The organism is Ureibacillus endophyticus (assembly GCF_003628435.1).
Taxonomy (GTDB): Bacteria; Bacillota; Bacilli; order Bacillales_A; family Planococcaceae; genus Ureibacillus; species Ureibacillus endophyticus.
On record NZ_RBZN01000001.1, the window covers coordinates 241,993 to 262,419 of the forward strand.

General features: G+C 35.0%; 18 protein-coding genes. 15 read left to right on the forward strand and 3 right to left on the reverse strand.

The features are described from left to right. The first annotated feature begins 7 nt into the window (after positions 1–7). The gene (locus D8M03_RS01125; RefSeq protein ID WP_341943796.1) at positions 8–394 is read left to right on the forward strand and encodes a thiol-disulfide oxidoreductase DCC family protein; all 387 of its coding nucleotides are present in this window, start codon (positions 8–10) and stop codon (positions 392–394) included. A 97-nt stretch (positions 395–491) separates the two neighbouring features. On the opposite strand, the gene D8M03_RS01130 is transcribed toward D8M03_RS01125, so the two are convergent. Then, positions 492–1,022 (reverse strand): transcription repressor NadR, encoded by a 531-nt coding sequence (locus D8M03_RS01130; RefSeq protein WP_121212836.1) that lies wholly within the window; start codon positions 1,020–1,022, stop codon positions 492–494. A 143-nt stretch (positions 1,023–1,165) separates the two neighbouring features. Here D8M03_RS01130 and D8M03_RS01135 point away from each other — a divergent pair, with 143 nt between their 5' ends. The 8 genes from D8M03_RS01135 to D8M03_RS01170 all read left to right on the forward strand — a co-directional run bounded on the left by D8M03_RS01135 (position 1,166) and on the right by D8M03_RS01170 (position 8,473). Continuing rightward, positions 1,166–2,404, forward strand: coding sequence for a LysM peptidoglycan-binding domain-containing protein (locus tag D8M03_RS01135; RefSeq protein ID WP_170148362.1), 1,239 nt, complete (start codon positions 1,166–1,168; stop codon positions 2,402–2,404). A 1-nt stretch (position 2,405) separates the two neighbouring features. Then, positions 2,406–3,257 carry a phosphotransferase gene (locus D8M03_RS01140; protein WP_121212838.1) on the forward strand — a complete coding sequence of 284 codons (852 nt, stop codon included), beginning with the start codon at positions 2,406–2,408 and terminating at the stop codon, positions 3,255–3,257. 144 nt (positions 3,258–3,401) lie between these two features. Then, positions 3,402–4,022: a Holliday junction branch migration protein RuvA gene (gene ruvA / locus D8M03_RS01145; protein WP_121212839.1), complete on the forward strand. Its 621-nt coding sequence runs from the start codon at positions 3,402–3,404 to the stop codon at positions 4,020–4,022. A gap of 12 nt (positions 4,023–4,034) precedes the next feature. Beyond that, positions 4,035–5,039 (forward strand): Holliday junction branch migration DNA helicase RuvB, encoded by a 1,005-nt coding sequence (gene ruvB, locus D8M03_RS01150; protein WP_121212840.1) that lies wholly within the window; start codon positions 4,035–4,037, stop codon positions 5,037–5,039. A 15-nt stretch (positions 5,040–5,054) separates the two neighbouring features. Beyond that, positions 5,055–6,092 (forward strand): tRNA preQ1(34) S-adenosylmethionine ribosyltransferase-isomerase QueA, encoded by a 1,038-nt coding sequence (queA, locus tag D8M03_RS01155; RefSeq protein WP_121212841.1) that lies wholly within the window; start codon positions 5,055–5,057, stop codon positions 6,090–6,092. Between the two features lie 37 nt (positions 6,093–6,129). Then, positions 6,130–7,275, forward strand: coding sequence for a tRNA guanosine(34) transglycosylase Tgt (gene tgt, locus D8M03_RS01160; RefSeq protein ID WP_121212842.1), 1,146 nt, complete (start codon positions 6,130–6,132; stop codon positions 7,273–7,275). 126 nt (positions 7,276–7,401) lie between these two features. Further along, the gene (yajC, locus tag D8M03_RS01165; protein ID WP_121212843.1) at positions 7,402–7,662 is read left to right on the forward strand and encodes a preprotein translocase subunit YajC; all 261 of its coding nucleotides are present in this window, start codon (positions 7,402–7,404) and stop codon (positions 7,660–7,662) included. Between the two features lie 160 nt (positions 7,663–7,822). Continuing rightward, entirely contained in the window at positions 7,823–8,473 is a 651-nt protein-coding gene (locus D8M03_RS01170) for a DUF421 domain-containing protein (protein ID WP_121212844.1), read from the forward strand. Here the strand turns inward: D8M03_RS01170 and D8M03_RS01175 are convergent. Then, positions 8,444–9,961: a putative polysaccharide biosynthesis protein gene (locus D8M03_RS01175; protein WP_121212845.1), complete on the reverse strand. Its 1,518-nt coding sequence runs from the start codon at positions 9,959–9,961 to the stop codon at positions 8,444–8,446. The genes D8M03_RS01170 and D8M03_RS01175 overlap by 30 nt on opposite strands. 91 nt (positions 9,962–10,052) lie before the next feature. Here D8M03_RS01175 and D8M03_RS01180 point away from each other — a divergent pair, with 91 nt between their 5' ends. The 6 genes from D8M03_RS01180 (at position 10,053) to dtd (ending at position 18,696) form a co-directional block, all read left to right on the forward strand. Continuing rightward, positions 10,053–10,379: a post-transcriptional regulator gene (locus tag D8M03_RS01180; protein WP_121212846.1), complete on the forward strand. Its 327-nt coding sequence runs from the start codon at positions 10,053–10,055 to the stop codon at positions 10,377–10,379. A gap of 173 nt (positions 10,380–10,552) precedes the next feature. Then, positions 10,553–12,820 (forward strand): protein translocase subunit SecDF, encoded by a 2,268-nt coding sequence (gene secDF / locus D8M03_RS01185; RefSeq protein ID WP_121212847.1) that lies wholly within the window; start codon positions 10,553–10,555, stop codon positions 12,818–12,820. A 148-nt stretch (positions 12,821–12,968) separates the two neighbouring features. Further along, positions 12,969–15,302, forward strand: coding sequence for a single-stranded-DNA-specific exonuclease RecJ (gene recJ / locus D8M03_RS01190; protein WP_121212848.1), 2,334 nt, complete (start codon positions 12,969–12,971; stop codon positions 15,300–15,302). A gap of 16 nt (positions 15,303–15,318) precedes the next feature. Then, positions 15,319–15,831, forward strand: coding sequence for an adenine phosphoribosyltransferase (locus D8M03_RS01195; protein WP_121212849.1), 513 nt, complete (start codon positions 15,319–15,321; stop codon positions 15,829–15,831). 201 nt (positions 15,832–16,032) lie between these two features. Further along, the gene (locus tag D8M03_RS01200; RefSeq protein ID WP_121212850.1) at positions 16,033–18,231 is read left to right on the forward strand and encodes a RelA/SpoT family protein; all 2,199 of its coding nucleotides are present in this window, start codon (positions 16,033–16,035) and stop codon (positions 18,229–18,231) included. Between the two features lie 18 nt (positions 18,232–18,249). After that, on the forward strand, positions 18,250–18,696 hold the full coding sequence (gene dtd, locus D8M03_RS01205; RefSeq protein ID WP_121212851.1) for a D-aminoacyl-tRNA deacylase: 447 nt from the start codon (positions 18,250–18,252) through the stop codon (positions 18,694–18,696). 54 nt (positions 18,697–18,750) lie between these two features. On the opposite strand, the gene D8M03_RS01210 is transcribed toward dtd, so the two are convergent. Then, a complete protein-coding gene (locus D8M03_RS01210) occupies positions 18,751–20,397 on the reverse strand; it encodes an N-acetylmuramoyl-L-alanine amidase family protein (RefSeq protein ID WP_121212852.1) in 1,647 nt (548 codons plus the stop codon). Positions 20,398–20,427 lie beyond the last annotated feature (30 nt).

Here is a 20,427-nt window from a genome sequence, read left to right on the forward strand (position 1 = left end):
GTCTATTATGAAGGTCGTTCTGTTTGATGGTGAGTGTAATTTCTGTAGTCAAAGTGTTCAATTTATCATAAAGCGTGATAAGAGGAAACAATTCAAATTTGCTTCACTTCAAAGTACAAGTGGAAGAGAATTAGTAGAAAAGCATAACATTCCAAAAACGATTGATAGTGTTGTATTAGTTGACAATGATCGTGCCTATACTAAATCTTCGGCCGTATTAAGAATTGCTTTAGGGCTTGACCGATATTGGAAGTTATTGTACGTATTTTTACTCGTACCAGTACCTTTACGAAATATCATTTATGATATCATTGCAAAAAATCGTCACAAACTATTAAAACAAAACAATGCATGTATGATTCCTTCTAAAGAGGATTTGGATCGTTTTATTTAGATAAAAAATGAGCAGATATTAACAGCTAATTTTTGTGCTTAGTTAATATCTGCTCACATATACTATTGTATTATTTTTGAGGAATGATCTCGTAATGTTATCCTTCCACGAGGTAACCTTTTTCTCGTAGTTTTTCTTCGGCTAAATTCAATTGTTCAATAGTAGGAGCGGAAATAACATGAAGATGGGTACCATTTGTTAAAGCAGATAAATAATTTGCATTTGTTTCACTTACACGTTCAATAAAGTTTTGAACATCATTTCGATTTGATAACATCATAGAAGCAGTGATTTCTCCATATACAGGGTGTTCTACGATAACAGATTTTAACGTAACACCGCAATCTACAATAGTTAGCATCTCATCCTCTGCTTGCTCCGCAGTATGTAGACAAACAATTTTGCGTTCGTAGTTTGAAGCAGTGTCTTCCTTATACATATAAAAATAACCTTGGCTAGTGGCAATAATTGGTTCATTACGTGCCTTTAATAAATTCATATCATTGACAATTACTTGCCGAGATACATTTGAATGTTTTGCAAGATCCGTCCCTGTAATTGGTCTTTTTGCATTTTTTAATAAGGATAATAGTTCATTACGTCGTTCTTCACCTAATAATTTCTTCATATTCACACCTCTTTCAAAGAGAAATTCATGTATATCTATTACTCCCTAATTCATAGTTTATCACGAAGGAACTTATTCCTAGAATTTTTTTGTGTCCTTTTCAATTGCTTATCATATTATAAAACGAGAAAAGGAGGATGTTTGTGCGAATTCATATTGTACAAAAAGGTGAGACACTCTGGAGAATTGCTAAACAATACGGGATTGGTCTCGATGAGTTAAAAAGCTTAAATTCACATTTAGCAAACCCTGATTATATTGTTCCTGGTATGGAAATTATTTTACCTGATTCTGCAACACCAACAAAAAGTAATATGACAAAGGAACAGCTAACTGCACCGATGCCAACTAAAGAAATGCAAACAGCACCAAAAGAAATGCAAACGGCGCCTAAGGAAATGCAAACAGCACCTAAGGAAATGGTAACACAAGAAATGCCACAAATGGAGATGCCACCATCGCCAAAAGAAAAAATGACACAAGAAATGCCAGCACCTGTCCAACCAATGCCACAACCTGTAATGCCACAATTTGATATGACACCACAATTCCATTTAGATTTTGCACCGCAAATGCATTTTCAACAACCACAGCCACAACCAATGCCAATGCCTCAACCACAGCCAATTTTTATAGAGATGCCAGATATTCATATGCAACATACACATATGCAACCAGTGACGGATAAGGAAAAGGAAATTGAATATGTACCTGTTCCACAACCACAAATCATTTATGTTCCAGTAATGCCACATTTCTATCCAATGCCATGCGGATGCCATGAACAACACTATTACGAGCCGCCGTGTGGTTGCCATGAACAACATCATTATCAAAAACCACCATGTGGATGTGGATGTCAAGAACAATATGTTCAACATGAACAACAATATATGCAACCTTCTCCATGCGGATGTGGTGGAAGTCAAAGTGCTGGAATGATGCCTTATGGTGTACCATATTTCGAACCAAATTATGATATTTCACCTATTATGGAAGAGGACTACCCACAACAAGAAGAACAAGGTGGTTTGCCAGATTGGTTAAAAGATTCTACTGAGCTGCAGCAGTCTGAACAGGTAATGGGAGCATATGATGAAATGAAGGATGAACACCATGACCTTGCTTTTGACGATTCAAAAGTAGCTGATGAATATCATGAGATGTATGAGTTAGATAGTCAATTCTTACCGAAGTCTCAAGCTTATGATGGCCATTATGACAGTCCTCATCATATGATGCCGCATATGCCACACCATATGATGCCGATGCAACAACAACCAATGTATGACAACATGATGCCTCAACAAATGTATCCGAACTGTCAAAGCTATCCATATATGAACCCTTATTCACCACATTACACACCTTGGAAATATTAATATGCAAATAAAAAACAATATATGGAAGCATGAGACGACTAAAGGTACTTTATTTATAAAAAAGTACGAAAATCATGCAGTATATGAAAAAGTAAAACTGATACACAATAAACTAGAATCTATCCAGTTTCCATATGTTATACCATTAAAGAAGAGCAAAGAGCCTAATTTGCTCGTTCAAGTTTGGCAAAATAATAGCTTGAGTGCAGACTTCTCTAATGAACATCAGCGAAAACAAGCGTTAAAAATTTTAAATGAGTTACATGATACGAGTAACTTGATTGATTGGAAAAATGATTATCGCATTCCACGACAACATTTATACCAAAAATGGAATGCACGACTTGAACGTTTTATATTGAGTGAAAAGGAATTACTGCCCTATTTAAATGAAGGGTTTTATGACATAGTTCTCTACGCAAGTAGGGTGTTAAAACAAATGCGTAGGAAAAGACAGAGAGTTAGTGGGAAAATCACTTTACTTCATGGGGATGTTGTTCACCATAACTTCTTAATTTGTGAAGACCAAACCATGAAATTAATTGATTTTGATTTAGCCGTTGTTGGTGATTCCGCAGAAGAAATGATACTATGGATGCACCGAGCATTACCAACAATGAATTACAATATTAAAAAGCTTTTTACTGAAAATCCATTTTTATATGATCTTTGTAGGCAAAAACTGTTTTATTTACAATACCCAAACGAACTCCTAAGAGAATGGCTTTATGTTTTGCAATTAGGTGACTATGAAAAAGAAACCTTCTTAGACTATTTAATGCCATTTACAGAAAAAGCATTAAGACATTGGCCTCAATTAGTTGTTGAAACTGAAAAATTACAATCAAAATAAAACTATGTTACTATTAAACTATTATAAGATGAATTTTGACCGTCTAGGAAATAGGCGGTCTTTCTATTTGTTTAAAAGGAATGTTTAGTACGTGGTCTGATTATGTTATGCTATAATTTTAAAAGTGAAATGTGGGGGAGATCGATGTACGATTATATCATAGGTAAAATTACTAGAATTACGCCAGAATACGTAGTGTTAGAGCAACAAGGAATAGGTTGGCAAATCTTTACACCTAACCCATTTGCTTTTCGAATAAAAGAAGATATACAACAGATTTTTGTACATATGCATGTTCGAGAAGATGCACAATTGATTTTTGGTTTTAAAACATTAGAAGAACGAGAATTGTTCCGAAAGTTAATTCAAGTGTCAGGTATAGGTCCTAAAGGTGCATTAGCAATTTTAGCTAGTGGAAATCCGAACCAAGTAATTTCAGCAATTGAATTAGAAGATGAAGCGTTCTTAGTAAAGTTTCCTGGTGTTGGTAAAAAAACAGCGAGACAAATGATACTAGATTTAAAAGGAAAACTAGGTTCATTACTAGAGCAAGTTGAATTACCAAGTGCAGAAAATGAACTGCCGTTATTTGGGGTAAATCCGAATAAGCATGAACTAGAAGAATCGCTACTTGCCCTTATGGCTTTAGGATACTCAGAAAAAGAGTTAGCAAAAATAAAGCCGAAACTTGAAGAAAATGAACAATTAACAACAACGGAAAGTTATATGAAACATGCACTTCAGTTATTGTTAAAAACAAAGTAAGGAGGGAGAGAAATGTCTGATCGTATCATTTCTAGTGAAGTAAACGAATATGATGAACAATTTGAACTTTCACTCCGACCGTCAAAAATATCACAATATATTGGACAACAAAAGGTAAAGGATAATCTAACTATTTTTATAGAAGCTGCCAAACTTCGACAAGAGAGCCTTGACCATGTCTTGCTTTATGGACCACCTGGATTAGGGAAAACGACATTAGCAGCTATAATTGCCAATGAAATGGATGTTAATATTCGACTTACAAGTGGACCAGCCATTGAAAGACCCGGTGATCTAGCTGCAATTGTTAGCTCACTTCAACCTGGTGATGTACTGTTTATTGATGAAATTCATAGACTACCACGGGCAATAGAAGAGGTACTTTATCCAGCGATGGAAGATTTTTGTTTAGATATTGTTGTGGGAAAAGGACCAGAAGCACGTTCTATTCGTCTTGATTTACCACCATTTACACTTGTCGGTGCTACAACTAGAGCAGGTTCATTATCCGCTCCATTACGAGACCGTTTTGGCGTTTTATTACGACTTGAATATTATGATGAAAACGCATTAACTGAGATTGTTATTCGTAGCAGCAAATTATTCGATGTCGAAATTGACCATCTAGCAGCAAGGGAAATTGCAAAGCGTTCCCGTGGGACACCCCGTATTGCTAATCGTTTATTAAAGCGTGTACGAGATTATGCCCAAGTAATTGGGGATGGTTCGATAACGTTAGCTTTAGCTAACCAAGCATTAGAACTGTTGCAAGTTGACCCGCAAGGACTAGACCATATAGATCATAAGTTAATGATTAGCATGATAGAATCATTTAGAGGCGGTCCAGTGGGGCTTGATACACTAGCTGCATCGATTGGTGAAGAACGGATAACAATCGAAGATGTCTATGAGCCGTATTTATTACAAATTGGTTTTATTCAACGTACACCAAGAGGCCGTGTTGCTACGAAAATAGCATATGAACATTTTGGTTATACTTATCCAGAACAAACATAAAAAAGGAAGAAAACGATGAAAGTAGAAGATTTTGATTTCCATTTACCAGAAGAACTTATTGCACAAACACCTTTAGAGGATCGCACATCAAGTCGATTAATGATTGTGGATCGAAAAACTGGAGAAGTGGAGCATAGTTATTTCAAACATATTGTAGATGAATTACATGAAGGTGATTGCCTTGTATTAAACGATACACGAGTAATGCCAGCACGACTTATGGGTGTAAAAGAAGAAACAGGAGCCCATATTGAATTACTCCTATTAAAGCAAGGTGAAGGTGACGTATGGGAAACGTTAGCAAAACCTGCAAAACGAGTAAAGGTTGGTACAGTAATTTCATTTGGTGAAGGATTACTAAAAGCAACTTGTATCGGTGAACTTGATCACGGTGGTAGATTATTTGAATTTTCATATGATGGAATTTTTTATGAAATTTTGGATAAATTAGGAGAAATGCCACTTCCACCATATATTCATGAAAAATTAGATGACCGTGAACGCTATCAAACAGTTTATTCAAAAGAAATTGGTTCTGCCGCTGCTCCAACTGCCGGATTACACTTTACAAATGAAATTTTAGAACAAATTAAACAAAAAGGTGTAGAAATAGTTTTTATTACACTACATGTAGGTTTAGGCACATTCCGTCCTGTTAGTGTGGACTCCATTGAAAATCATGATATGCATTCTGAGTTTTATAGCGTATCAGAAAGTGCAGCAGAAACAATTAATCGTACAAAAGCAAATGGCGGAAAAGTTATTGCTGTTGGTACAACATCAACACGTACGCTTGAAACAATTGCACAAAAATACGATGGAGAAATACGAGCTGAACAAGGATGGACAAACATTTTTATTTATCCAGGATTTGAATACAAAGCTATTGATGGACTAATTACAAACTTCCATTTGCCAAAATCGACTCTAGTTATGTTAGTGAGTGCACTTACTTCTAGAGAAATTATTTTAAATGCTTATAATAAAGCAGTAGAGGAAAAATATAGATTTTTCAGTTTTGGTGATGCAATGTTTATTCGCCCAATTCGATAACTTCAAAGGATTTTTTTCAGAGAGGAAATTATTTTTTATGACAAAACCAGCTGTAACTTATGAATTAATTAAAACATGTAAACAAACTGGTGCTCGACTAGGGATTGTCCATACACCCCATGGATCATTTGAAACGCCTGCATTTATGCCGGTTGGAACACAAGCAACAGTCAAAACGATGTCACCGGAAGAATTAAAAGAAATGAATGCCGGGATTATTTTATCGAACACATACCACTTATGGCTTCGTCCAGGAAACGAAATTGTAAAAGAAGCAGGCGGTCTTCATAAATTTATGAACTGGGATCGTCCAATTTTAACGGATTCTGGTGGTTTCCAAGTATTTTCACTAAGCCAGTTTCGTAAAATTGAAGAAGAAGGGGTTCATTTCAGAAATCATTTAAATGGGGACAAGCTTTTCTTAAGTCCAGAAAAAGCAATGGAAATTCAAAATGATTTAGGCTCAGACATTATGATGGCTTTTGACGAATGTCCACCATATCCAGCAACTTACGATTATATGTTAGCATCTGTTGATCGTACGACTCGTTGGGCAAAACGTTGTAAAGAAGCGCATCAACGTCCGGAAGATCAAGGTTTATTTGGTATTGTGCAAGGTGGGGAATATGAGGATTTACGTAAACGTTCTGCAGAAGCATTAGTAGAACTAGATTTCCCAGGATATGCTATTGGTGGTCTTTCAGTTGGAGAACCAAAAGATATTATGAACCGTGTACTTGAATTTACAACACCATTATTACCAACGAATAAACCGCGTTATTTAATGGGTGTCGGTTCACCAGACTCATTAATTGATGGAGCAATTCGTGGGGTTGATATGTTTGATTGCGTATTACCAACTCGTATTGCCCGTAATGGTACACTCATGACATCTGAAGGTCGTTTAGTGGTAAAAAATGCGAAATATGCCCGTGATTTTAGCCCAATAGATCCAAATTGTGATTGTTATACATGTAAAAATTATACTCGTGCATATATTCGTCATTTAATTCGTACGGAAGAAACATTCGGTATCCGTTTAACGACTTATCATAATTTACACTTCTTATTAAAACTAATGGAACAAGTTAGACAAGCAATTCGTGAAGACCGATTAGGTGACTTCCGTGAAGAATTCTTCGAAAAATACGGATTTAATAAACCGGATGCAAAGAATTTCTAGGTTGAAAATATTGGTTCTATTATAAAAATTATCATTTCTTTCATAAAAATAGTATTTTGAAATCGCTTTTTATACTGATTTTATACTATACTTATTTAAGTGAGATTTAGAAAGGGGGATTTATACATGGATACGCTTACAGGCTTACTACCAATCCTTATTATGTTCGTTGCAATGTGGTTTATTTTAATTCGTCCTGCACAAAAAAGACAAAAAGCAACGGCTCAAATGCAAAACAGTTTAAAACGAGGAGATCGTGTTGTAACAATTGGTGGACTTCATGGAGAAGTTGAATCGATTGAAGATGCTACTGTTGTTATTAAAGTAGATGGAAACACACGTTTAAAATTCGAGCGTCAAGCAATTGGTCGCGTTATTACTGAGTAAATTAAAAGCTTACTATTGTCGGACAAGTTCTGACAATAGTAAGCTTTTTTATTTTGAATGTATCTAGTACTTAAGAAACAAAAAAGGAGAAAGTGATTTTATCTGAATAGTCCCTCCTGGTTGTGCCTAAAATGATGGGTGAAAAGGGAGGTAAGTCAGCGTGGAAATTTATTGGGTGCTTTTTTTACGTACCATTTTTTTATATATATTTATTTTAATTGTCTTCCGTTTAATGGGTAAACGAGAAGTTGGCGAACTAAGTATTATGGATTTAGTCGTTTTTGTATTAATTGCGGAATGTGTTGCATTCGCAATTGATGAAGTAGAAAAACCAGTATTACAAAATGTTTTTCCAATCGTAATTCTTTTCGCAGTTCAATATTTGAATTCTCTCATCACGTTGAAAAGTAAAAAAGTCCGCGATCTTATCGATGGTGATCCTTCTATTATTGTGCATAATGGTGTCATTAATCAGGAAGAGATGAGAAAGCAACGATATAATCTCGATGACTTATTCCAACAGATGCGTGAAGAGAGAATTCCTTCTGTACAGCAAATTGCTTATGCATTCCTTGAGCCTTCAGGGAAATTATCAATTTTTTTAAAAAAAGATGATCCATTGATTTTTCCACTTATCGTTGATGGCTATATTGTAGAAAATCATTTGAATTATATAAATCAAGATAAAGATTGGCTTTTACAACAATTAGCTGAAAAGGGATATAAAGATATTGAAGACATTTTTTATTGTTGTTATGAAAATAACGAAATACACGTGCAATTAAGAACGTCTGGAAATAATAGACTTTAAGTAGCTGAAGTCTTGCCATTTAAGTTGATTAGTAAATAATAGTATGATTGTTAGTAGAAGAATTGTAATGGCACAATTTGTCCAAAAATCAAAAGCAAAATAAGGTTGGGCAAAGGTTTGAGCCACACAAACTAGAATAAACATTGCATACGGAATGACGAAAAATCTAAAGCCTGCTGCTATCATCTTATGTTGGCGTAACGTTGCAATGTGTAAGAAGGACGTAATTAAAACGCCAAAACCAATTGCAATAATTGCTCCAAATTCTTGGATAAATGGTTGGGAGGCTAGTACAAACATTACAAATAATTTACCGAGACCCCCGTAAATTGAATTCATCATGGCAGGTCGAGCTTCATCCATTGCTTGTAAAATGGAATGTAGCGGACTTTGGATATAGTAAAAGTAAAAAATTGGAGCTAATACTCTCATAAACCCTCGATTTTCTTCCAAATGGAATAGTCTCATTGCCAGCTCGTCTCCATGTAAAAAGAAGAAAGTTGCTGCATAACATCCAATTACAGATGATAAACGCAAAGAAACGCCAATTCGTTCATTTAATAATTGATGATTGCTTCTTGCTACAGCATCACTAACTGCTGGTATTAACACAATCGCTAGAGCATTCGGAATAAATGAAGGGAATAATAACAATGGAATATGGACACCAGAAATAATTCCATATAAAGTTGTTGCCCCAACAGCTGTTAACCCCGAAACAGTTAATGCTTTTAAAAATACAATAGGTTCTAAAAACCAAGTAAATGTACCAAACAATCGACTTCCTGCTGAAGGAACTGCAATACGCAACATTGGCATAGCAGGATAAGGCTTTACATTTTCAGATTGTTTTGGTCTTTTTTTCTTAAATGAATAGTGGATATATAAGTAGATGAAAGATATTAATTCACCTACTGCAGTAATTGCCATTGCATAGGCTGCAGTTTGTGCTGGGTTATCTGGTGTTGCAAATAGTGGTAATAAAATTGTAATTAAGCCGATGCGTACTAATTGTTCTAACATTTGAGACCAAGCAGTAGCTGAAATGACAGCAATACCTTGTAAATATCCTCTAATTAATCCTGAGAAAACAACGATTGGAACAGCACCTAATGCAATATATAATGTAAGTTTGGTTGCTTCATTATGTAATAGAGTACCTGCTAAAAATGGAATAAAGAAATAAAGAACTGGTGCGAATAAAATTATTGATACGATTGACCATCGCGTTGCTGTTTGCATTACAGATTTTAATTGTCCATCACGTCTTTTTGCATGAAGCTCGGCCACTATTTTAGCAAGAGCAATTGGAATGCCTAGTTGTAAGAGGGAAATAAAAAAAACAAAAGCTGGATAGGATGTCATGTAAATTCCTACCGCTTCTTCTCCTGCAACGCGCATAAATTGCATCCTATATATAAAGCCAAAAAGCTTCGATAAGAAGATGACAAACGTCAGAAAAATTGTACCTTTAACGAACGATCCCATTCATTCAATCCCTTCTCATTTAAAGAAATATCAGCTACAATAACTGTATGCAAAGGGGACGAGACTTAAAACTACTGGTGGGGTGAATGTTATGATTCAGTACGAAGAGCTTTTTAGAAAAGTGTTACCAGTATTAGAGAGTAAAATGGAGGAAATCAGATATTACGAGTATAATAGCGTCACTATAGAAGATATTTGGAACTTCTGTATTCAAAAGAAATGGCGGAAACAAAAAATTGAAGAGATTCATTTACATGAAATGGTCGCAACCATATTTACAATAAAACCGTCAGAAATTATTAGTCATTTTCAAATTCAACAATTTCAAGTTGCGAATTGGTTTAGTGAAATTAGTAGTGAGGAATTAAATGAATTATTAAAGCCGAACCCATCAAAAAATGAAGATAATTCCATATAGATACGGTTTGACAGTTTAGCCTCTGTAACTCATAATTAGTATGTTACATAATGTATTGATTTGGGCTTTCCTCCAAATCAAGGTGGGATTAAAATCATTTTTTGGCGCAGTTCGCTTATGCGTGTTTGTGTGTATATGAGGACTATACACACGTATTGAGGAGGATTTTTAAAATGAAATTAAAAAGCCGGATTTTTACTTTTGTCCTTGTTGTTGTAGTTATATTAGCAGCAATGGGAACAACAGTACAGGGAGTTTTAAAGGACGTAAAACTCGGGCTTGATTTACAAGGTGGATTTGAGGTTTTATATGAAGTTGAACCTCTAAAAGAAGGTCAAAAAATAACTCAGGATGTTTTGACGGATACGACAACAGCCCTTTCGAATCGTATCAACCAATTTGGTGTAAGTGAACCAAGTATTCAGGTTGAGGGAGAAAATCGAATCCGTGTTCAACTTGCGGGGATTGACGATCAATCATCTGCGCGGGAATTGCTTTCTAGTACGGCAAATTTAACTTTCCGTGATGTTAACGACAATGTGTTACTTGATGGTACAGATTTAAAAGAAGGTGGAGCAAAAGCTTCATTCGACCAACAAAATCGTCCAATCGTAACATTGACTTTAAAAGATGCATCAAAATTTGCGGATGTTACTGGGAAAATTTCTCAAATGCCTGCTGGACAAAATCTTTTAGTAGTTTGGCTTGATTTCCAAGAAGGTGTAGATTCATACGCAGCTGAGTCTCAAAAACCAAATCCAAAATTTGTTTCTGCTGCAACAGTTAGTCAAGTGTTAAACACAACGGATGTTATGATTAGCGGTAGTTTTACAGTTCAAGAAACAAAGGATTTTGCAAGTGTTTTAAACGCTGGTGCACTACCAGTTAAATTAACAGAAATTTATTCAACATCTGTCGGTGCACAATTTGGTGAACAAGCGTTAAAAAGTACTGTATTTGCAAGTGTGATTGGTGTTCTACTTATCTTCGTATTCATGTTATTGTATTACCGTTTACCAGGGTTTATTTCTATCATTACATTATCGGTATTTACATACTTAGTTTTATTAGTCTTTAATGGTATTAATGCTGTTCTAACTTTACCTGGTATAGCTGCCCTTGTACTTGGAATCGGTATGGCAGTGGATGCAAACATTCTAAGTGCTGAGCGTGTTCGTGAGGAATTACGTGTAGGTAAAACGGCAAAAGAAGCATTCCATCTTGGTATGAAACAATCGTTATCTGCCATTGTGGATGCACAATTAACAACATTACTTGCTGCTGCGGTTTTATTCTTCTTTGGGACAAGTTCAGTTAAAGGTTTTGCAACAACTTTAATGATATCAATTGTTCTAAGTTTCGTAACAGCTGTATGGTTATCACGAATTTTACTTGGTTTACTAGTAAAAAGTGGTTACTTCGATAGTCCATTCTTTTACGGTGTTCGCAAATCTAAAATTCACGATGCTTCAGAAGGTTTAGAATCATTAGACTTATCAACGAATTACGATCGTTTCGATTTCGTTCATAATCGTAAGAAATTTTACTCGTTTTCAATAATTATTTTACTAGTTGGGGCAATTATTTTAGGTGTATTCAAATTAAACCTAGGTATTGACTTCTCTAGTGGTACACGAGTAGAAATTTTAGCAGATAAATCAATTACTCAAGAAGAGATAACGGAGTATATTGATAAGATTGGCTTCCCATCTGAAAATGTAATTATTTCTGGTGAGGAACAAAATAATGCTAGCATTCGATATAAGGAAGATTTAAGTCAAAAAGAGATTTTAGATTTAAAAGCTTCAGTATTAAAAGATTATGGTCATGAACCGAGTGTAAGTACTGTATCACCAACAGTAGGGCGAGAGTTGGTTAAAAACGCAATTAAAGCTCTTGCAATTGCAGCTTTAGGAATCATTATTTACGTTGCCTTCCGATTCGAATGGAGAATGGGTATTGGGGCAATTATCTCATTACTACATGACGTATTCTTTATGGTAGCAATCTTTAGTTTATTCCGAATAGAAGTAGATATTACGTTTATTGCGGCCATTTTAACGATTGTTGGTTACTCAATTAATGATACAATTGTTACCTTTGACCGAATTCGTGAAAATATTGACCGGAAAGGTAAAATTACATCGAAGGAAGAACTTGCAGATATTGTAAACAAATCCCTTCGTCAAACAATGGCACGTTCAATTAATACCGTTCTAACAGTTATCATTGTAGTCGTTGCGTTATTAATTTTCGGTGCTCCAGCAATTAGTAACTTCTCAATAGCATTGCTTGTTGGTTTAGTTACAGGTATGTACTCATCAATTTGTATTGCAGCTCAAATTTGGTACTCTTTAAAAACTCGTGAAATGGGTAAAAAAGGTACTGTTGTAGAGAAAAAAGAAAAACAACAATGGGGTTCAGACGAGCCAGTTGTGTAAACTTTCTAGAAAAGAGGCAAAGTGTTTATTGCACTTTGTCTTTTTTTATTTTTATAAGCAAAAAAAGAATTTCTAATATTTTAAATGATTTATAAGTTAGTAGAGAACGATATTTTTTTGTATAATTAGTCATTGAGGAAGTGACATAATGATCGAATCAAAAAAACAGTGGATTGTTCATCAACCACAAGAAGAAACTATCACTCAATTACAAAATGAATTAAATATATCTTCTCTTGCAGCTAAAATATTAATAGCAAGGGGTTATGAAACGCCGACAAAAGCGAAATCAATCCTTCAAATGGACGAAAACCAGCTACATGATCCATTCCTATTAAATGGGATGGCTGAAGCTGTAGAGCGGATTGAAGAAGCATTAAATAATGGTGAGAAAATACTAGTTTACGGCGATTATGATGCAGACGGAATTACAAGTACAACGATTATGATGAATGTACTACTTGATTTAGGTGCAGACGTAGATTTTTGTATACCGAATCGTTTTACTCATGGATATGGTCCCCATGAAGAGCTTTTCCGAAAAGCATATGAAGACGGGGTACAATTAATTATTACGGTTGATAATGGGATTAGTGGCATCGAACCGATTCGAATTGCAAAAGAACTTGGTATGGACGTAATCGTAACAGACCATCATGAAGCAGGAGACGTATTACCTGAGGCAGATATTATCATCCATCCTCGAGTCCCAGAAGGACACTATCCTTTTGGAGATTTAGCAGGAGTAGGGGTTGCATTTAAATTAGCTCATGCTTTGTATGGTGAAGTACCTGAACATCTATATGAGTTTGCAGCAATAGGGACAATAGCAGACCTTGTACCACTTGTTGGTGAGAATCGTTATATTGTTAAACAAGGAATAAAGCATTTAAAAATTTCTCCTAATCCATGGGTGAAATCATTATGCGATATTGCTGGTGTGAAACAAAACGAGATTAACGAAGAGGTCATCGGTTTTTATTTCGGCCCGAGATTAAATGCGATTGGTCGATTAGGAGATGCAGATCCTGGAGTTGCGCTTTTAATGAGTGAAAATGATATCGATGCAGTAGAAGGTGCTAAACTGCTTAATTCTAAAAATACTGAACGAAAAGAAATTGTCAGTGAGATTACAGAACAAGCTATCGAAATGATTGAAAAAAATGAAGTTATCTCGGATTCACTTGTACTTGTAGTTGCGAAAGAAGGCTGGAATCCAGGAGTTATAGGAATAGTTGCTTCAAGACTTGTAGAAAAATATTATAAGCCCACTATAGTATTATCCCTTGATATTGAAAAAGGTACTGCAAAGGGTTCAGGTCGAAGTATTGAAGGATTTCATTTATATAATGAATTAGCGAAAAATCGAGAAATACTGCCGCATTTTGGTGGACATCCTATGGCAGCCGGTATGACATTCCCATTAGAATATGTAGATGAACTACGTAGTCGCCTTCATAAACAAGCTAAAGAATGTTTAACTGAGGAAATGCTTGTCCCTAAATTATTCATTGATGTTCCAGTTGAAATAGATGAAATAACAGTAGAATCCATTGAAGAAATTCGAAAACTGGGCCCATTTGGAACGGGCTTTGCCAAACCTATTTTTGCGTTGCAGGATGTTCAAGTACGTTCTATGCGTAAAATTGGTGCAGGGGAAGACCATTTGAAAATGGAGTTAGAAGATAAATATGGAACAATCGATGCCATTGGTTTTAGTAAAGGCTATTTACATGAAGAAATTTCATACGGAGTAAACATTTCTGTTGTAGGAGATTTACAAATTAATGAATGGCAAGGTAAGAAAAAGCCACAATTTATGATAGAAGATGTACAATCGAATGAGTGGCAATTGTTTGATTATCGTGGAAAGAGTTTAGCACAAAAATGGATGAATACGATTCCTTTAAATAAATGTTCAGTTATTGCATTCAATGAAACGACAATTGAAATGTTTCAACCAATCATCCAAACTTCAATTAATTTATTGAATGATGGAGATACTATGTTGGTAAACTCACAATACATCGTACTTCTCGATCTTCCTGATAGTTTAGAGAAATTGGAAGAAGTTATTCAGTCAATTAAGCCAAAGCGAGTGTATGCAATTTTTCATGTGCAGGAATCAAAGTTCTTTAACGGGATGCCAACGCGAGAACATTTTGCATGGTATTATTCATTCTTAAAAAAACGACCAGCATTTAATTTAAGACTACATATCGATCAACTCTCAAAACATATTGGCTTAAATACTGAAGTAATAAAATTCATGACAAACGTGTTTTTTGAGTTAGGATTTGTTAAAATAGATAATGGTCTGACAACTGTAGATAGTAATGCACCAAAACGGGCATTAAGTGAAGCACAGTGCTATAAAAAAAGAGAGCAACAAATTGCAATTGAACAAACCCTTTTATACGCACCATACTTAGAATTGAAACAATGGTTTAACGATCGAATGAAGGAATATAATTATTCCTAAGGAGGACAAATAAATAATGGATTTAAAACAATATGTAACAACAGTGGAAAATTGGCCGAAAGAAGGTATTAGCTTCAAAGATATTACAACAATTATGGATAACGGCCCTGCTTTCAAATATGCAGCAGATGAAATCGTAAAATTCGCGAAAGAAGTAGGTGCAGATGTTATTGTTGGTCCTGAAGCACGTGGTTTCATTATCGGTTGCCCTGTTGCTTATGCATTAGAGGTTGGTTTTGTACCTGTTCGTAAAGAAGGAAAACTACCTCGTGAAGTTGTAAAAGTGGAATATGGACTAGAATACGGTACAGACGTTTTAACGATGCATAAAGATGCAATTAAGCCTGGTCAAAAGGCATTAATTGTAGATGACCTATTAGCAACAGGTGGTACAGTTGATGCTACAATTCAGCTAATTGAAAAATTAGGTGGTGTTGTTGCCGGTTGTGCATTTATTATTGAATTAAAAGAGTTAAACGGTCGAAATAAAATTGGTGATTTCCCAGTAAAAACATTAATTGAATATTAATTACAAAAACCTCTTTCATGATATTTATCACTTTGAAAGAGGTTTTTCATAAACTAGAGAGTAAAAAGTTCGAAAAATGTTCTAAATTGTCGGAATCGCAAAATGATTTTATGACTTGTCTTTACTTTTTATACATAGTTTTTATACAATTAAGTTTATATATCAAATTTGAAAAATTATTTTTAACAAGGTGGACAACTAATGGCGAAAGAGCAAATTTTGACGCCCGAGGATGTATTCGCGCAGGTCAAAACTTATATGAATGATGAACATGTCGCCTTCGTAAAAAAGGCTTACGAAGTTGCGAATGAGGCACATAAAGAACAGCTCCGTAGTTCTGGTGAACCGTATATTATCCATCCAATTCAAGTAGCGGGGATTTTAGCAGAACTACAAATGGATCCTGAAACTGTAGCAGCAGGCTTTCTTCACGATGTTGTAGAGGATACAATTGTAACTCGTGAAGATTTAGTTCGGGAATTTAACGAAGAAGTTGCAATGTTAGTCGATGGGGTTACAAAGCTAGGGAAAATTAAATATTTATCGAAAAAAGAACAACAGGCTGAGAATCACCGAAAAATGTTCGTTGCAATGGCGCAGGATATCCGAGTTATCTTAATTAAACTTGCAGACCGTCTTCATAATATGCGAACATTAAAACATTTATCTGCCGAAAAACAACGTAGGATTTCCAATGAAACATTAGAAATCTTTGCACCACTTGCTCATCGCCTAGGAATCTCTAAAGTTAAATGGGAGCTTGAAGATACAGCACTACGTTATTTAAATCCACAACAATATTACCGAATCGTCAGCCTCATGAAACGTAAAAGAGTTGAGCGAGAAGCTTATTTGGATAATGTAATGGATGAAATAAAATCCCAATTGAAATCTGTAGAAATAGATGCTGAAATATATGGTCGACCAAAGCATATTTATAGCATCTATCGAAAAATGGTTTTACAAAATAAACAATTTAATGAAATTTACGATTTACTTGCTGTCCGTATCTTAGTTGATAGTATTAAAGATTGTTATGCAGTTCTTGGAATTGTGCATACCCTTTGGAAGCCAATGCCGGGCCGCTTTAAAGATTACATTGCAATGCCAAAACAAAATTTATACCAATCTTTACATACTACGGTAATTGGTCCTTATGGAGATCCTTTAGAAGTGCAAATACGTACAAAAGAGATGCACCAAATCGCTGAATACGGGATTGCTGCTCACTGGGCATATAAAGAAGGAAAATCTGTAAATAACAATAAAGAAAGTATTGACCAAAAGTTAACTTGGTTCCGTGAAATTTTGGAATTCCAAAATGAATCGTCAAATGCTGAAGAATTTATGGAATCATTAAAATTCGATTTATTCTCGGATATGGTGTATGTCTTTACGCCTAAGGGAGAAGTAATCGAACTTCCAGCAGGTTCTGTTCCTATCGATTTTGCCTATAGAGTACACTCGGAAGTTGGAAATCGAACAATTGGGGCAAAGGTAAATGGAAAAATGGTTCCCCTTGATACGCCTTTAAAAACAGGCGATATTATTGAAATTTTAACTTCTAAGCAATCTTTCGGACCTAGCCGTGATTGGTTGAAAATTGCGCAAAGTTCACAAGCGAAAAATAAAATTAAACAATTCTTCAAAAAGCATCTGCGCGAAGAACATATCATAAAAGGTAAAGAGCTGATTGAAAAAGAAATTAAAGCTCAAGATTATGATTTAAAAGAAGTTTTATCTACTGAAAACATTAAACGAGTTTTAGAAAAATTAAATTATACAAACGAAGAAGATTTATATGCTGCTGTAGGAGTTGGCGGAATCACTCCTTTACAAATTGTTAATCGCCTGGCAGAGAAGAAACGTAAAGAGCGTGAACAGGAAGAAGCTCTAGAAAAAATCGTAAAAGAAATGCAAAATGCATCTGCGAAGAAGCGTAGAGCAGAGTCTGGCGTTATTGTAAAAGGAATCGATAATTTATTAATTCGCTTATCTCGTTGCTGTACACCTGTACCAGGGGATGAAATTGTTGGTTTTATCACAAAAGGTCGTGGGGTATCCGTCCATCGTGCAGATTGTCCAAACATACAAGAAGGCGATCAAGCTGACCGACTTATTGAAGTAGAGTGGGAGCATAGTGAATCACCTAGTCGAAAAGAATATCCAGTTGACATTGAAGTATCTGCCTTTGATCGTCCGGGAATTTTAAACGATGTTATGCATGCGGTTACAGAAGCAAAAACGAATATTCTTGCTGTAACAGGTAGAGCGGATCATGATAAAATTGCTACAATTCATTTAACTATCAGCATTTCAAATATTACTGGTTTACACAAAGTGGTTGAACGAATTAAACAGTTACCAGATATTTATTCTGTTCAACGAGTTATCAATTAAAATTTTGAGGTAATAAATATGAGAGTTGTTATACAACGTAGTAAAAAGGCTTCTGTAACTGTTGAAGACAAGGTTACAGGGGCCATCGATTATGGTTATGTATTATTGGTTGGATTAACACATACAGATACGTTAGAGGACGTACAGTATGTTGCAAAAAAGGTTGCTGAAATTCGTCTTTGGGAAGATGAAGAGGGCAAAATGAATAAATCGATAATAGAACACGGGGGAGACATACTCTCAGTGTCGCAATTTACGCTATACGGTGATACTCGCAAAGGTAGAAGACCAAGTTTTATCGATGCTGCACGTCCTGAAGTGGCTTTGCCTTTATGGGAAGCCTTTAATGAGGAGCTAAGAAAATTCGGATTAAAAGTTGAAACGGGTATTTTCGGTGCAATGATGGATGTATCACTCGTAAATGACGGTCCTGTTACTGTTATCGTAGAATCCAAAAGTAAATAAAATTAATCCAATAAATAAGGCTGACTCTAAAAAAATCGGAGTCAGCCTTTTACATTACTCTAATAAACTATCAAAATAATTTAATATCCCTTGATATATACCCAGTGTTGCTTGTTCACGATACATATCTGTTGTCACGATTCTTTCTTCATTAGGATTACTTAAATAACCCAATTCAATTAAGATGGCATTTTGTTTATTTTCCCGTAAAACTAAATAATTGCCAGGTTGTACACCACGGTCTCGCAAGTTTACTTTTTCAGCAAGACCTTCATGGACGAATTGAGCTAATGGTTGTTGATAATTGTTTATATAATAGGTTGTGAAGCCAGATATTGAACTATCATCTGTTGCATCGTAATGAATACTGATAAATGCATCTGCTTCATATTGATGGGAAATCGATACTCGCTTCCGTAAATCAACGTAAACATCCGATTCTCGAGTAAGAATTACTTCTGCACCGTTCGCTCTCAATTTAGAAGTTAATAATTCAGCAGTTTCCATATTAATCTCTTTTTCTTCAGTTCCTCGAGCACCAGTAGTTCCTTTATCATTTCCACCATGACCTGGATCGATAACGATTGTAACTCCTTTTAATGTTCCTTCTTTACGTTTCTCTTTTTTATTTTTCTTTTCTACATTTTCCATTTTCGCAGTTTCATCATTTAAAGAAACAACCCAATTTGCAACAAATGCGGTTCTACCGTCAGTTAAATCAACTTCGAACCAATCACCATCTGTATCAATTATATTAAATGTATCACCTGCATCTGCACGAACTACAACATTTGATGAAGTAGACGGTGCTTCACGAAGGTTTGTCCCATTATAGATAATGGTTACAAAATTACTTGTTGGGGAGTTATCAGTAATTTCACTGGTAGAAGAGGAGGTTTCTGTTTTATTTACATTAAAACTTCCATAAAAACTATAAACCCAACCTTTTTTCTTTCCAAATTGAATTTTTACCCAATTATTGTTCCGTTCCAATACCTCATATTGTTCTCCTTTTTTCCCAATACCAATTTTTTTTGAGGACAGATCAGGTTTCTTTCGGATATTTACCGCATCGACTGTAATAGTAAATGCATTTGGATCAATTTCAACTTGTACTTCAGAAGGTGTTTTTTCGTTATCATCGTTATCATTTTCATTTTCAATCTCTTTAGGTTCTTCTTCAATTAAATTGTCGTTATCATTAATTGAAACATATTGAGTAGAAACCCAACCAGTTGTTCCATTAAAAATAACTTGAAGCCAGTTGTCTTTTTGTTGAATGATAGTTGCTTCATTCCCTATATTTAATTGACCTAATACAGGAGATGAAATATTAGGTTCAGACCTTAGATTTAAATGATTGACTTGTGAAATAATCGTTTTGTTAGTAGAGGATTGCTCTACTTTGTCCTTTGATGATGTTAGCCATGATGCGACCCATCCTTCGTTACCTTGAAATTTAACATGATACCAATCATTTTGTTTCTCAATAAATTCTAATTCTTGTCCTTCTGTTAAAGTAGAAAGAATAGCGTAGGATAGACCGGGTCCTTCTCTTAAATATAATTTTTCTGCAGAAACAATTAAATCTGCATTTTCGTTATCTTCTGCATATACTATATTAGTGTGATGAGAATTATAGAAAAATGTAGGAAAGAGTAGAGTACTTGTAAGTATCAAAGGTATTATTTTCTTTTTCATATTTTACCTACCTTTATTGACTGGTTAAAA

What these genes read in the sequence shown, in the direction of transcription:
- D8M03_RS01125 (WP_341943796.1), top strand. Translation starts at nt 8, where the DNA reads ATGAAGGTCGTTCTGTTTGATGGTGAGTGTAATTTCTGTAGTCAAAGT.
- D8M03_RS01130 (WP_121212836.1), bottom strand. Translation starts at nt 1,022, where the DNA reads ATGAAGAAATTATTAGGTGAAGAACGACGTAATGAACTATTATCCTTA.
- D8M03_RS01140 (WP_121212838.1), top strand. Translation starts at nt 2,406, where the DNA reads ATGCAAATAAAAAACAATATATGGAAGCATGAGACGACTAAAGGTACT.
- ruvA (WP_121212839.1), top strand. Translation starts at nt 3,402, where the DNA reads ATGTACGATTATATCATAGGTAAAATTACTAGAATTACGCCAGAATAC.
- ruvB (WP_121212840.1), top strand. Translation starts at nt 4,035, where the DNA reads ATGTCTGATCGTATCATTTCTAGTGAAGTAAACGAATATGATGAACAA.
- queA (WP_121212841.1), top strand. Translation starts at nt 5,055, where the DNA reads ATGAAAGTAGAAGATTTTGATTTCCATTTACCAGAAGAACTTATTGCA.
- tgt (WP_121212842.1), top strand. Translation starts at nt 6,130, where the DNA reads ATGACAAAACCAGCTGTAACTTATGAATTAATTAAAACATGTAAACAA.
- yajC (WP_121212843.1), top strand. Translation starts at nt 7,402, where the DNA reads ATGGATACGCTTACAGGCTTACTACCAATCCTTATTATGTTCGTTGCA.
- D8M03_RS01175 (WP_121212845.1), bottom strand. Translation starts at nt 9,961, where the DNA reads ATGGGATCGTTCGTTAAAGGTACAATTTTTCTGACGTTTGTCATCTTC.
- D8M03_RS01180 (WP_121212846.1), top strand. Translation starts at nt 10,053, where the DNA reads ATGATTCAGTACGAAGAGCTTTTTAGAAAAGTGTTACCAGTATTAGAG.
- secDF (WP_121212847.1), top strand. Translation starts at nt 10,553, where the DNA reads ATGAAATTAAAAAGCCGGATTTTTACTTTTGTCCTTGTTGTTGTAGTT.
- recJ (WP_121212848.1), top strand. Translation starts at nt 12,969, where the DNA reads ATGATCGAATCAAAAAAACAGTGGATTGTTCATCAACCACAAGAAGAA.
- D8M03_RS01195 (WP_121212849.1), top strand. Translation starts at nt 15,319, where the DNA reads ATGGATTTAAAACAATATGTAACAACAGTGGAAAATTGGCCGAAAGAA.
- D8M03_RS01200 (WP_121212850.1), top strand. Translation starts at nt 16,033, where the DNA reads ATGGCGAAAGAGCAAATTTTGACGCCCGAGGATGTATTCGCGCAGGTC.
- dtd (WP_121212851.1), top strand. Translation starts at nt 18,250, where the DNA reads ATGAGAGTTGTTATACAACGTAGTAAAAAGGCTTCTGTAACTGTTGAA.
- D8M03_RS01210 (WP_121212852.1), bottom strand. Translation starts at nt 20,397, where the DNA reads ATGAAAAAGAAAATAATACCTTTGATACTTACAAGTACTCTACTCTTT.